Source organism: Synechococcus sp. Cruz CV12-2-Slac-r (genome assembly GCF_024346075.1).
In the GTDB taxonomy this organism is placed as follows: Bacteria; Cyanobacteriota; Cyanobacteriia; order PCC-6307; family Cyanobiaceae; genus Synechococcus_D.
This window is the reverse complement of record NZ_JAGQEK010000040.1, coordinates 1-13,242: the sequence shown is the minus strand read 5'-3', so window position 1 is coordinate 13,242 and position 13,242 is coordinate 1. Positions and strand designations below refer to the sequence as shown.

General features: G+C 53.8%; 9 protein-coding genes and 2 pseudogenes. 4 read left to right on the top strand and 7 right to left on the bottom strand.

Annotated elements, in window-relative coordinates; all coding sequences use genetic code 11:
* From KB557_RS05085 to KB557_RS05070, 4 genes and pseudogenes are all read right to left on the bottom strand, one after another.
* Positions 1-284 (bottom strand): annotated as a pseudogene (locus KB557_RS05085) (30S ribosomal protein S7); the annotation flags it as partial.
* A gap of 55 nt (positions 285-339) precedes the next feature.
* The gene (rpsL, locus tag KB557_RS05080) at positions 340-714 is read right to left on the bottom strand and encodes a 30S ribosomal protein S12 (protein WP_255131916.1); all 375 of its coding nucleotides are present in this window, start codon (positions 712-714) and stop codon (positions 340-342) included.
* 51 nt (positions 715-765) lie between these two features.
* Positions 766-1,098 carry an AIR synthase gene (locus tag KB557_RS05075; protein ID WP_255131915.1) on the bottom strand — a complete coding sequence of 111 codons (333 nt, stop codon included), beginning with the start codon at positions 1,096-1,098 and terminating at the stop codon, positions 766-768.
* Positions 1,099-1,102: 4 nt separating this feature from the next.
* A complete protein-coding gene (locus KB557_RS05070; RefSeq protein WP_255131913.1) occupies positions 1,103-2,806 on the bottom strand; it encodes a phosphodiester glycosidase family protein in 1,704 nt (567 codons plus the stop codon).
* Between the two features lie 126 nt (positions 2,807-2,932).
* Here KB557_RS05070 and gltB point away from each other — a divergent pair, with 126 nt between their 5' ends.
* Complete coding sequence (gene gltB, locus KB557_RS05065) at positions 2,933-7,492, top strand: glutamate synthase large subunit (RefSeq protein WP_255131911.1); 4,560 nt, start codon at positions 2,933-2,935, stop codon at positions 7,490-7,492.
* On the opposite strand, the gene lipA is transcribed toward gltB, so the two are convergent.
* Positions 7,489-8,361, bottom strand: coding sequence for a lipoyl synthase (gene lipA / locus KB557_RS05060; protein ID WP_255131918.1), 873 nt, complete (start codon positions 8,359-8,361; stop codon positions 7,489-7,491). The two genes, gltB and lipA, sit on opposite strands and share 4 nt — an antisense overlap.
* A gap of 107 nt (positions 8,362-8,468) precedes the next feature.
* Between lipA and KB557_RS05055 the strand changes: the two genes are divergently transcribed.
* The gene (locus KB557_RS05055) at positions 8,469-8,717 is read left to right on the top strand and encodes a CopG family transcriptional regulator (protein WP_255131908.1); all 249 of its coding nucleotides are present in this window, start codon (positions 8,469-8,471) and stop codon (positions 8,715-8,717) included.
* A complete protein-coding gene (locus tag KB557_RS05050; RefSeq protein WP_255131905.1) occupies positions 8,717-9,118 on the top strand; it encodes a type II toxin-antitoxin system VapC family toxin in 402 nt (133 codons plus the stop codon). Before KB557_RS05055 ends, KB557_RS05050 begins: the two co-directional genes overlap by 1 nt.
* A gap of 85 nt (positions 9,119-9,203) precedes the next feature.
* Here the strand turns inward: KB557_RS05050 and cobJ are convergent, their stop codons facing one another.
* Together cobJ and KB557_RS05040 are read right to left on the bottom strand one after the other, a co-directional pair.
* On the bottom strand, positions 9,204-10,991 hold the full coding sequence (gene cobJ / locus KB557_RS05045; RefSeq protein WP_255131901.1) for a precorrin-3B C(17)-methyltransferase: 1,788 nt from the start codon (positions 10,989-10,991) through the stop codon (positions 9,204-9,206).
* On the bottom strand, positions 10,991-11,992 hold the full coding sequence (locus KB557_RS05040) for a hypothetical protein (RefSeq protein WP_255131898.1): 1,002 nt from the start codon (positions 11,990-11,992) through the stop codon (positions 10,991-10,993). The genes cobJ and KB557_RS05040 overlap by 1 nt, the downstream gene beginning before the upstream one ends.
* 348 nt (positions 11,993-12,340) lie before the next feature.
* On the opposite strand from KB557_RS05040, the pseudogene psaA reads away from it, so the two are divergent.
* A pseudogene (psaA, locus tag KB557_RS05035) lies at positions 12,341-13,242 on the top strand (photosystem I core protein PsaA); the annotation flags it as partial.

Sequence of the window (13,242 nt, the reverse complement as noted above, 5' to 3'; positions counted from 1 at the left end):
CGTTCTTGGCGCACCTCCATCGGCACTTGATAGGTGGCACCCCCCACTCTGCGGGCCCGAACTTCCACTAAAGGAGTGGCATTACGCACGGCTGTTTCAAACACTTCCAGAGGATCTACCCCGGTGCGCTCGTTGATCATGCCGAAAGCGTCCGAAAGGATTCGCTGGGCGGTGGACTTCTTACCGTGCTTCATCAAGCGGGCCACAATCATTGAGGCCAAACGGCTGTTGAATTGCGGATCAGGCAGAACCGGGCGTTTCTCAGCGGCGTTGCGGCGGGACATGGGGGGAGAAAATCAGCAAAGAGAAAATTAAAGGGATCGAGAGCTAGAGCTCAGTTCAATCCTTGGGGGTTTTTGCGCCGTATTTCGAACGGCTTTGGCGGCGATCTTTCACACCGGATGTATCTAAGGTGCCGCGAATAATGTGATATCTCACACCGGGCAAATCCTTAACCCTGCCGCCTCGAATCAACACCACAGAGTGTTCCTGCAGGTTGTGGCCAATGCCTGGGATATAAGCGGTTACCTCGAACCCAGAAGTGAGCCGCACCCTTGCCACCTTGCGAAGGGCGGAGTTTGGTTTTTTGGGAGTGGAGGTGTAAACGCGGGTGCAAACCCCGCGGCGCTCCGGGCAACCCCGTAGGGCAGGGGATTTGGTCTTACGAGTAAGACTCTGCCGCTCAGTGCGGATCAGTTGCTGGATGGTGGGCATCTAAAACCGGAAGCAGGCCATTGCGGCCAGCTGATTCGACAATCCGTCACTTTACCCCCTCGGGGTAAAAGCAGCTCCACATGGGCAACTACGAATTCGCTCTCCACCCCTAAGTAAAAAACCGCCGCCGCTTAGTGAACATTGAAAATCAAGTTGCAGCCCATTCAGTAGATGAAGCTGATCAGCTGGGCCATAAAGGGTGATTCCGTCGCTGCGAGCAAGTGCTTTCCCTTCGCTGCCAGCTTTGAGTTGCAAAGCCCAAGCTTCACAACTGCCAGCCACCAGTTCTATCGCCATTGATCCGGGGTAGCCGCCCCTAGCGGCCTGCCTGCACAGCTCTGCAGCGGCCCGAGGGGTGATCCTTAAACCAGAAATTGGATCCATGGGATTAGCGGGTGGGGCGTTTTACCAGGCCTAAGCCGTTGTGAATTGCAGAACCGATGCCGCGTCCACTGAGCCCTCCCTTACCTTCCACCAAAAGGGCAGTGGAGCTGCCGCCATCGAGATTAAGGGCTTGTTTTAAGCCAGCTTGCAGAAGCAGTTCAGCGCTTTCAGCAAGGGTAGGACCCCTGTTATCCAGGCCATCCAGGGCTATCAGCCACACCTGCTCACCGTCGCCAGCCACAACACTGCGAGGGGCCCGTTGCGCCATGAAGGCAGCGCTGAAATTTTCTGCAGGCCCGTCCAGTACAACTACCCCCTGGTTTAACAACAAAGGGCCCGCCTGTAACAGGTGGGGTAGAGCTTCAAAATGCTTTGGAAATAAATTGCGTTGCAGCTGGATTTCATCACCAGGTTGCAAGTTCAGATCACTATTACCTCGCGCCACCAATAAGGCTTGCCCTTGGCGCAGGGGCACCCCAGCTGCCATTTGATCGGCAAACCAAATTTCCAACACTCTGCCGTTTTCTAAAATCCAGCCTGTTTCTTGGCTTGTGATCGGTCGATAAACGTTCCCCCAAAGGTTGTTGTAATGACCAAGGCCTTTTTGTACATAGCCACTATTGAGGGCGCCGATGGGCCAGCGATTTCCTTGTTTATCGCTAAGCCATTCTTCCATTCGAATATTGCCAAAAACCGGTTGCTGGCCTGGTTGCCAGGCAATCGCACCACGATTCAGAATTGGGCCTGAAAGCCAAGCCCCCTGGTCCCTTAAACCACCAAGGGGCAGCTCCCGCACTCGATTAAAGAACCCACCGTTGATAGCGGCCAAGGCCCCTTGAGAGCGGGCGAGGGCCGTTAGTGAAACCAGCCCCTCCATTCGGTTACGGCTAAGGGGCACCAGCGCGTAGTTGCTGCGAACCGGATCAAAACGCACAAAGCTGAGTTGATATCGCTGGCCGTTAAGAGTTATTACCCTGCGTTCCATAGCTACTCCCCCAATTTCTGGGGGTGCATTGCGAAACTCAAGATCTGCCGTAGCCCGTTGCAAGGTTTGATCAAAAACCAGTCGGGCTGGATTTCCCAAGGTGAGGCTAGATATCCCTTGGCTATTTAGTTGCAGTGCAGTGTCGGTTAATTGAGCGGCAAAACCCTGCTGCCGCAGGCCCCTCAGCGCAAGTTCAGGATTACTGATTTTAAATTGGAAAGTTTCGTTTTGTTTTTGCAGCAGGGTGGGGCCACTCAGATCCAGCACCACCCGCAACTGGCCTTGCAAGCGCGAGTAACGCACCTGAAGCACCCGAGCGGCAGGTAGTTCGATTGCCAGGTGTGGGGTTCCTTTGGCGCTGGTTTGTAATTGGCTGCCAACGCCAAGATTGCGAAACCACTCACTAACTTCCACCCCAACTTCGTCTTGCAGGCTGCGTTGATTTTCAGCTGGAACAAGAAGCTGGCTGCCATACCAATTCAGGTTCAAACTACCGTTTGCAGCACTTGTTTTGCTAACTCCAAACTGGGCTTCTAATAAATCGAGGGGCAGCCAAAATTTGCTGGGGTTGCCGTTTTCCCAGCGCCAGGGGGCCAGCATTTTTTTGCCATTCACGCTGATGCTGGTGCCTTCTTGGGGCGCCAACTGTGAAATCAAGGCTGCCGACGGATCTAAAGGCAGTGGATCAAAAGGCAGTGGTGGTGGCAGGCTCAGCGGCAGCACTGTTTAACCCTCACTAAGGGTTGCAACTTAGCTAGGTCACAAACTTTTAGGATCAGAGCTTGAGTTGGTTGCGCATCTCCGGCAATTTTCCGGTTAGTTCGCACTCCAGCAGGTATACCCGCGCCCATGTTTCAGCTCGATACTCCTCAGTGGCCCCATTGCGACAGCCCTGCGCCAGCGGCGGTGGCAGGAGAAAAAGATGCCTGCGGCGTGGGTTTTCTGGCGCAATTGCAAGGGAAAAGCAGCCATTGGATGCTTCAACAAGCTCTCCGCGCTCTTGCCTGCGTGGAACATCGTGGCGGCTGTGGTGGTGATGGTGATTCCGGCGACGGAGCCGGGGTGTTGTGTGGCATTCCCTGGAATTATTTTGACGCGGTATGGCCAGCGGCGGCGGCTAGCACCACATCGCTGCGCGGTTTGGGGATGGTTTTCTTGCCGGCTGATAGCAGCTTGCGAGCAGAAGCCCAGCGCTTTTGTGAAGAAGAAGCCACTGCCCTCGGCTTAACCAGCCTCGACTGGCGTGATGTGCCAGTTGCCAACTCTGTATTGGGATCACTTGCCCGCAAAACGGCACCTGTGATTAAGCAGTGGTTACTAGCTCCAGCTTTGGCCGGCAAGGGGCATGAGGCCCAAAACGCTTTTGAAGCGTTGTTGTTTCGGCTTAGGCGCAGGGTGGGGGAGCGGGTGCGCGAGGCGAATTGGGGCCTTGCGGTTGGTGAGTTGTATTTCGCTTCCCTGAGTTGCCGCACCGTTGTTTACAAGGCGATGGTGCGCTCTGAAGTGCTGCCTGCTTTTTATACCGATCTGCGCGACCAAAGGTTTGAGGTGAGTTATGTGGTGTATCACCGCCGTTTCAGCACAAATACCCTGCCCCGTTGGCCCCTGGCTCAACCCATGCGGCTATTGGGCCACAACGGAGAAATCAATACGCTGCTCGGCAATCTCAATTGGGCCCGAGCCGCTGAGGCAAACCTTGAGGCGGTGTGGGGGGAGGCAGCAGCAGAACTGAAGCCTGTGGTTGATCCTGCTTCCAGCGATTCGGCAAACCTTGATGCCTCATTGGAACTGCTGGTGCGCAGCGGCAGATCGATAACTGAAAGTTTGCTCACCTTGGTGCCGGAGGCATTCCGTGATCAACCGGAGTTGGCGGATAAACCTGAAATTGAAGCTTTCTATGAATATTCCGCCTGCACCCAAGAACCTTGGGACGGCCCTGCCCTACTGGTATTTAGCGATGGATGCAGCGTTGGTGCCACGTTGGATCGCAATGGTTTGAGGCCGGCTCGCTACTGCATCAGTAGCGATGGTTTTGTGGTGATGGGTTCTGAAACCGGTGTGGTGGAACTCGATGAAAGTTTGATTATTGAAAAGGGACGGCTTGGGCCAGGCCAAATGTTGGCCGTTGATCTTCAAAAGGGGCGTTTGCTGCGTAATTGGCAGGTGAAGCAGGAAGTTGCTGCGCGGCACCCCTATGCCAATTGGTTGGCAGCGCAACGTAAAGACCTTGCTCCGCAGCCTTGGCAGCAGGAAAGGCAACTAGCAGAGCAGCAGTTGTTGCAGCAGCAAACCGCCTTTGGTTTCAGCGCTGAAGATCTTGATCTTGTAATCGAAGATATGGCGGGCCAAGGCAAGGAGCCCACTTACTGCATGGGCGACGACATCCCCCTGGCGGTGCTTTCAAATAAACCTCACCTGCTCTACGACTACTTCAAGCAACGTTTTGCTCAGGTAACCAACCCGCCAATCGATCCGCTGCGGGAAAAATTGGTGATGAGTTTGGAAATGCATCTGGGTAAGCGGGGTTCACCTCTTAGGCCAGAGCCAACGGCGGCGGCAGTGCTGCATTTATCAACTCCAGTGCTGAATGAAGCGGAGCTAATCGCCCTCACTCAACAAGGAATCGCCTGCAGCAAGATCTCCACCTTGATGCCGATTGAGGCTGGCCCCGTAGCTCTGGAGAAAGCGTTGTTGCAATTGCGCCTAGAGGCGGAAGCAGCAGTGCGAGCAGGAGCTCAAATTTTGATCCTTTCGGATCGCGGCATTAACGCTGATGAGAGCTACATCCCGCCGCTTCTGGCGGTGGGGGCAGTGCATCATCACCTGCTTGAACTTGGCCTGCGCTTACAAGCATCACTGGTGATTGAGACGGCTCAGTGTTGGAGCACGCACCATTTGGCTTGTTTGATTGGTTTTGGTGCCAGCGCTGTGTGCCCCTGGCTCACCTGGGAAACCAGCCGCCACTGGCTGGCTCAGCCGCGGGTGCAAAAGCTGATCGAAACTGGCAAATTGCCGCCCCTTAACCCTGAAAAAGTACAGGCGAATGTGCGAAAAGCACTAGAGGATGGCCTACGCAAGATCCTTTCCAAGATCGGCATTTCGCTGCTTGCCAGTTACCACGGAGCCCAAATTTTTGAAGCGATTGGTATCGGCGCTGATTTGATCGAGCTTGCTTTTACTGGCACCACAAGCCGGGTGGCGGGTTTAAGCCTGGCAGAACTGGCCAGCGAAACCCTCAGTTTCCATGCAAAAGCATTCCCGGAGCTAAATCGCAGCAAGCTGGAATTTATGGGTTTTGTGCAATATCGCAATGGCGGTGAATATCACCTCAATAGCCCCGAGATGTCGAAGGCACTGCACGCCGCTGTGGCGGCCGGGCCGGGTTACAACCATTTTCAAACCTACAAAACTCTGCTGGAAAACAGGCCGGTAACAGCCCTGCGCGACCTTCTTGAGCTGATACCTGCAGCAACACCTCTGCCGATTGAGCAAGTGGAAAGTGCTGAGGCAATTCTTAGCCGTTTTTGCACCGGTGGAATGAGCCTTGGCGCCCTTTCGCGGGAAGCCCATGAGGTGTTGGCGGTGGCGATGAACCGGATTGGTGGCAAAAGTAATAGCGGTGAAGGCGGAGAGGATCCGGCCCGTTTTGCGGTGTTAACCGATGTGGATGGGGAGGGTCATTCCAGCGCACTACCAAATCTCAATGGTTTGCGTAATGGCGATAGCGCTTGTTCAGCAATAAAACAAATTGCTTCTGGGCGTTTTGGTGTTACGCCGGAATATCTACGCAGTGCTCGGCAACTTGAGATCAAAGTGGCCCAGGGGGCTAAGCCCGGGGAAGGTGGGCAGCTGCCAGGGCCCAAGGTTGATAGCTACATCGCTTGGCTGCGTAATAGCAAACCAGGGGTTGCTTTGATTTCACCGCCACCCCACCACGACATTTATTCAATTGAAGATCTAGCTCAATTGATTCACGACCTGCACCAGGTGCATCCCGCTGCAAAGGTAAGTGTGAAGCTTGTTGCTGAGATTGGGATTGGCACAATTGCCGCTGGTGTAGCCAAGGCAAATGCTGATGTAATTCAAATTTCAGGACACGACGGCGGCACCGGCGCATCACCATTGAGTTCGATAAAACATGCCGGCAGCCCCTGGGAACTTGGGCTTACTGAAGTTCATCGTTCACTGCTTGAAAATAGTTTGCGTGATCGGGTGTTGTTGCGGGCTGATGGGGGCCTGAAAACTGGCTGGGATGTGTTAATTGCCGCTCTACTTGGCGCTGAAGAGTATGGCTTTGGCTCAGTTGCAATGATTGCTGAAGGTTGCATTATGGCGCGGGTTTGTCATACCAATAACTGCCCAGTTGGCGTGGCAACGCAGAAAGAAAACCTGCGCAAACGCTTCCCCGGTGTACCTGAACACGTAGTTAATTTCTTCCTTTTTGTGGCAGAAGAGGTGCGGCAATTGCTCAGTGTTCTTGGTGTAGCTCGCCTTGAGGATTTAATTGGCCGCAGCGATTTGTTGCAACCCCGGGCAGTGCAGCTAGCTAAAACAGCCTCCTTAGATCTCTCTTGCTTGTTAGATCCAATTCCTGCAGCGCTAGATCGCAGCTGGTTGCAACATGCTGCGATTGCCCACAGCAATGGCCCAGTTTTAGAAGATCAATTGCTGGCTGATGTTGAGGTGATGGCTGCGATCGAGGGCCACAGCAAAATCAGTCGAAATTTGGCCATTGTGAATACTGATCGCAGCGTTGGTGCTCGCCTATCTGGAGAGATAGCAGCGCGCCACGGCAATAAAGGTTTCAACGGAGAATTAGCACTCAATTTCAATGGTGCCGCAGGGCAAAGTTTTGGTGCTTTTGTGCTGCAAGGCATGAAGTTGCACCTAGTGGGAGAAGCAAACGACTACGTAGGAAAAGGTCTTAATGGCGGACGCCTCACAGTGGTGCCACCAGCTGGGGTGAAAGATCCTGGCCAGCAGGTGATCCTTGGTAATACCTGTCTTTATGGCGCCACTGGCGGAGAATTGTTTGCCCTTGGCTGCGCCGGTGAACGTTTTGGTGTTCGCAATAGCGGGGCGGTGGCAGTGGTGGAAGGGGCAGGCGATCACTGCTGCGAATACATGACCGGTGGTGTGATTGTGGTGCTTGGCAGCACTGGTCGCAATGTGGCCGCCGGCATGACAGGTGGTGTGGCCTTCATCCTTGATGAAGACGGAGGCTTAATAAACAGGGTTAACCAGGAAATTGTGAGCCTTGAATCACTCACAACGCCTGAACAGGAAACGATCCTGTTGCCTTTGCTTGAGGCCCATCAAGTTGCCACGGGCAGCACAAAAGCAGCTGTGATCCTTGCTGATTGGAGAAATTGGAAAGTACGTTTCAAGGTGCTCGTAACCCCTATTTAGCGGGGGTATTTCGCCATCAGTTTTTGCACTTCACCGGCGTGGTAACTACTGCGGGTTAGCGGACTGCTCACCACTTGAAGGAAGCCAAGTTTCTCCTCTGCATAAATACGAAACTGATCAAATTGCCCCGGGGTGGGATAGCGATCTACCACTAAATGTTTTGGGCTAGGAGATAAATATTGCCCAATAGTAACGATGTCTACATGGTGGGAGCTGAGGTTGCTTAATACTTCAAGTACTTCATTATCTGTTTCACCTAAGCCCACCATTAAGCCTGATTTGGTGTAAGTGCGTGGCCAGCCTTGATGCACCCGTTGCAGCAGCTCAAGCGAGCGCTCAAATATTCCTTGGGGCCTGGCTTTTTTATAAAGCCGAGGCACCGTTTCGATGTTGTGATTTAGCACTTCGGGGGCTGCAGCCATCACTGTTGCAAGGGCATCCCAATTGCCGCAAAAATCAGGGATCAACAGTTCGATCGTGGTGAGTGGGCTGCGCTGGCGAACCTGATTAATGCAAGCCACAAATTGACTGGCACCACCATCGATTAAGTCGTCTCGATTTACTGAAGTAATAACCACATGGCTGAGCTTTAAGCGTTCAACTGCTTCTCCTAACCGTTGCGGTTCTGTGGGATCAAGTTCTCGCACACTTTTGTCAAAGTCGATATCGCAATAAGGGCATGCCCTAGTGCAACCAGGACCCATTATTAAAAATGTGGCTGTGCCAGCGGCAAAGCATTCACCAATATTTGGACAACTGGCCTCTTGGCATACGGTGTTCAATTTGAGATCCAGCAGTAGATCTGCCACCTCTCCAATCCGCTCCCGTTGGGGGGCTTTAACTCGTAACCAGGGGGGTTTCAACAAAATCTTCTCCTTAGAACAGAATATCTGGATAAGGCGCAGGTTCAAATCCTGTCATCCCCACTTAAGCCAGCTCAATCTGATGTATAGTGTATACATCAGGCGCATGGTGTATGCAGCGCACCCAGATCTATCTTTCGGATAGCGAAAAGCAGGGATTGCAGGCCCTGGCAATGAGTAGGGGCCTCAGTCAAAGTGCCCTGATCCGAGAGGCCATCGACAGTTTCCTGGAGTGTCATCAACCTGTGGGCCGCCTGGCAAGGCTGCGTCAGGCCCGCGGGATTTGGGCCGGTAGGGAGGATCTCCCCAGTTGGCCCGATCTGCGCTCTGAGCTCAACCGCCAGGCGCCGCTAGTTCCTTGATGGTTGAACCCAAGCCCAGGGCACTTTTGGTTGTAGACACGGATGTGCTGATTGATTATTTGCGCGATCAGGCAGACGCGGTGTTGTTTCTCGAGAGCTGCGCCCAACCACTGGCACTGTCGGTGGTAAGCGTGGCGGAGCTCTACGTGGGCGTTCGGGAGGGGGAAGAGCGGCAGCGGCTAGATGCGTTTGTGGCCGCTTTCGATTCGCTGCCCTTGGAACGGGAGGCAGCAGTGCAGGCTGGGTTGTGGCGTCGTCAATATGGTCCGAGTCATGGCACCGGCTTAGCCGATGCGCTTATCGCCGCCACCGTGGCTGCTGTTGGCGCCACCCTGGCCACCCTTAACCGTCGCCATTTCCCGATGCTGGCCGATGTGCTTGTGCCTTACTCCAAGCCCTAACGCCACCACCAGAACCCCAAAAGCGACTGTTTGAAAAAATTCAGGCTCTGCCAACCGAATCATTAAATAACAAATAATCAAATAACTAACTCAATTCAGCCCCGGGATAACCCCTGGGGGTTGCCATCAAGCCAGCTGCAATTTTTGTGCTGCTATTACCAACTAATACCAAGCTAAACATGTCTACTTGTTCAACAGGTAAATCAGCTAATTGGTGCAGGCTGATTGATTCTTCTGGCCTAGAAAGTTGGCGGCAAATTGCCACTGGTGTTGTGGGGGCTCGCTGCTCAAGCAGCAATTCAAGGGCTCGGGCCAGTTGCCAGGATCTTCCTTGGGAGCGGGGGTTGTAGAGGGCCACCACAAAATCACCAATAGCAGCTGCCTGCAGCCGTTTTTCAATTACCGCCCAAGGGGTAAGCCGATCACTAAGACTCACGGTGCAAAGGTCGTGCATTAAAGGTGCACCGAGCCGTGCTGCGGCCATTTGAAAAGCAGAGATACCGGGGTGAACATTGAATAAAGGTCGTTCTTGTTCTGGCAATTGCAGCCATTCCTCCAAGGCCAGGCCTGCCATGCCATACATGCCACTCTCGCCGCTCGAAATCAATGCCACTGCAACGCCTTGGCAGGCCAAGGCCAAAGCCTCTTGGCAGCGTTGTCGCTCTTGGGTGAGCTGGCCTTCCAGCCTGGCTTGATCCTGGCGGCGTAATGGTTCCAGTAAATCCAGGTAAAGGCTGTAGCCCACCCAAACCTGCGCTGCCGCAAGGGCACTGCGGGCTGCGCCAGTGAGTTGTTTAATGCAACCGGGGCCAGCACCCACCAGGTGCAAACTGCCTCGTTGCGGCGCCCAGGCCGCGGCGGCTTTTGCGATCGCAACAGTTACGGCCCCTTCTCCGGGGGCGCCGCGCAAGATCGTTTTAGCTGCTACTAATTCAGCGCCGGGGCCTGCTGCCGCTAAAGCAGCCGCTTCCGCCACACTGGCTGTCCCCACCTCCTTTGCTACCGCTGCAGATGGGTTGGGCACTTTGATTGGAGCGAGGGCTTCGGCGCGAAAAAATCGCAATGGCCATTGGCGCCCAGCGGCTAAAGCAAGTAACGCCGGTTCGTCGGCTTTTAGATCAAGGCTTGCAATACCAGCTACGGCTGCTTCTGCCAAATTTGCTTGGCTAAAAGCTTGAGTTACCGCTTTTTGCAACAGCAATAAACTGCTATTTCGTTCACAACCAATACCAAGCCAGAGCACTGGTGGATGCCAGCGGCAGCCAGGGCCAAGGTTTGCGCTAACCAGCAACTCAGCTTCGCCCTCACTTTCAGCAGCTTGTATCGGAACACCACTGTTCTTAAGGCTCTCAAGGGCTAAGGGTTCGCCTGAATTTTGAGAAACAAGCAACAGCTCATTGCGAGCTGCTTTTTTCATCAGCTCATCCCAGGGGCCTTGGCCTTTCTGCCAACCCCAGGCGAAACCCCAAATGTCTAGGCCAACGCGGCCATTACTGCTGCTGAAACCCGTTGTTAGAACGCTGGCTTGAAGTAAAGGCGCAAGCCTGTTGGCATAACGATCACCACCAGCGGCATGTCCGCCTAATAAAGGTATTAATTGTTCGCCGTTGCCGCTGAGTAGCAGCACCGCTGGATCGATGCTTTTGGCTTGCAGCAATGGTGCGATTAAACGGATCAAAGCACCAGCAGCCATGGCACCCAGCAGTAATTCAATATCGGGCCATAGCTCGCTTAATTTGCTGCTGGCAAGCAGTTGCGGGCGTTTTTCATCAAGAAGGTGGTTTGGCACCAAAATTGCTTCCAGTTCAGCGCAATTCAGCAGCGGTTCGAGCTGTTTAAAGCCTTCCTGGCTGGCGCAGATCCCCAGTTGCATCAGATTTCCACCTCGATGGTTTCTGGTTCTGGTTCAGGTGCAGGCTCTGGTTCTGGCTCCAATTCAAGCTCTGGCTCAGGTTCTGGTTCTGGTTCTGGTTGAGCGAGAGTTGAGCTGTAGTTGGGGTTGAGCAAAGCTTCTATTTCCTCATCCTCTAGATGGCTTCTGAACATTGCAGCTGTGGCAACGCTTTTAGGGTCCACTTGCAATTCCCGCACCAAGCTGTTGAAAGGGGCCCCGAGGGGGGCACCATTGCCATCAAGCAGTTCAAGGCTGAGGGCATGGCTCCCTGCTGTAAGTGGGCTGAGCCAAAGGGAATCCTCCTGCTGCAAAATGCTTGTGGCGCCGTCAAGGCTGAGTTTTAAGCGCCAATGGGCGTCGTCTGGCCTCAAATTTTGCAAGGGGGCATTGATTAGGAACCAATTGATCGGCACTGGGGCTCCAGCCGTTAAAGCAGGTGAAGGCACTGCTACAAGTTGAGCACTATTCAGTGCAGGCAATGCTTGGGGATTGGCGGCAAGTCGTTGAAAACGCCAATTAGCCCGAGCCCGGCGATCAGCCACGGCTTCCCCCCAAGGCAGTGCGGCAAAGGCAGTAAGTGAGTGGCTGCCGGGGCTTAGCTCAGCCATAGGGATTTTTAAATGGCTGCTTCCAGCTGTGGCCTCAAAAATCCGTAGGGGCGCTTCGTTATCTATTTGAATTACCAAATGGGCCCCTGGCCCTAAATCGTCTCTATGTACTAGGGGCCAATCCTCAAGCTCTAGCTCCAAGTTCCACTCACCATCAGCCAGTGAACTGCCATTTGCAGGCGCCAGTAATTTCAGCTGAGGCTTGTGTTGAGCCAAGGCTTGAGCCAACTGTTGAGCCGCTCCGGGGGGGGCAACTTCTTGTAAGTCAGCTGCGGTAGCAGGTAAAACTTGGCCCAGCCATAGCCCAATGGCTACAACAACAGTTATCGCCGCCCGTAGCAAAGCATCAAGCTGCAAATCAAATTGAGCCAATTTTGGCAACAGAATGGCGCTGATCCAGTGAAACGCAGCTAAAGCACTGATTTATCACATAATTTAGTGACAAATATGTTTATTCAGCAGCCATAAATAAGTTTTTTTGTTGTTAATTTGCTCCCAAGAGAGCCCTGTCAGAGACAGGGATTGAACCTTTGTTACTGCAACGCAAACAGGCCGCTTTTGATGCTTATACTCAAAAAAGCGGACCCCATGCTGGGGCCCGTTACCCAGTGCTAGCAGGGGTTTTGCCCTTGTTTCCTTTGGGATTTTGTGCCCCAGCGGCCTCGGGGATTGCCCCAAGCAGCCCCTGGCCTCCGACCCCAACCCTCGAGGAACGTCTCGATGACCATCAGCCCACCAGAACGTGGGAGTAAAGCCAAGGCAATGGTCGACCGGAACCCTGTACCTGTCGATTTCGAAACACTCGGCAAGCCCGGGCATTTCGATCGAACCTTGGCTAAGGGTCCCAAGACCACAACCTGGATCTGGAACCTCCACTCTCGCGCTCACGACTTCGACAGTCACACCAGTGATCTTGAAGAAGTTTCCCGCAAGATTTTCAGCGCTCACTTCGGCCATTTGGCCGTGATTTTTATTTGGTTGAGCGGCGCTTTCTTCCACGGAGCACGTTTTTCCAACTACTCCGGTTGGCTTCTTGATCCCCTGCATGTAAAGCCAAGCGCTCAGATTGTTTGGCCGATTTTTGGCCAAGAGATCCTGAATGGCGACATGGGTGGCGGCTTCCGCGGCATCCAGATGACCTCCGGTCTCTTCCATGTTTGGCGTGCCTGGGGTTTCACAAATGAAACTCAGCTGTTAGCAACCGCTATCGGCGCTTTGGTGATGGCTGGCCTGATGCTCAATGCAGGCGTTTTCCACTACCACAAGGCAGCTCCAAAGCTTGAGTGGTTCCAAAACGTTGAGTCGATGCTCAACCACCACTTGGCTGGTCTGCTTGGTTTGGGGTCACTTTCCTGGACAGGACACCTGATTCATGTGTCCCTGCCCACCACCCTGTTGATGGATGCCATCGATGCAGGACAACCCCTCAGTCTTGATGGCAAAACCATTGCCTCAGTGGCTGATATCCCCCTGCCCCACGCTTTCCTGAATCAGGATTTATTGGGTCAGTTGTATCCCGGTATTAAGGAAGGCATTGGTGCCTTCTTCACCGGTAACTGGGCTGCCTACAGCGATTTCCTCACCTTTAAAGGTGGCTTGAATCCTGTTACCGGCAGCCTCTG

Bases quoted from the DNA above. Each gene is read 5' to 3' on its own strand.
- rpsL (WP_255131916.1), bottom strand. From the start codon at position 714: ATGCCCACCATCCAGCAACTGATCCGCACTGAGCGGCAGAGTCTTACT.
- KB557_RS05075 (WP_255131915.1), bottom strand. From the start codon at position 1,098: ATGGATCCAATTTCTGGTTTAAGGATCACCCCTCGGGCCGCTGCAGAG.
- gltB (WP_255131911.1), top strand. From the start codon at position 2,933: ATGTTTCAGCTCGATACTCCTCAGTGGCCCCATTGCGACAGCCCTGCG.
- KB557_RS05055 (WP_255131908.1), top strand. From the start codon at position 8,469: ATGCAGCGCACCCAGATCTATCTTTCGGATAGCGAAAAGCAGGGATTG.
- KB557_RS05050 (WP_255131905.1), top strand. From the start codon at position 8,717: ATGGTTGAACCCAAGCCCAGGGCACTTTTGGTTGTAGACACGGATGTG.
- cobJ (WP_255131901.1), bottom strand. From the start codon at position 10,991: ATGCAACTGGGGATCTGCGCCAGCCAGGAAGGCTTTAAACAGCTCGAA.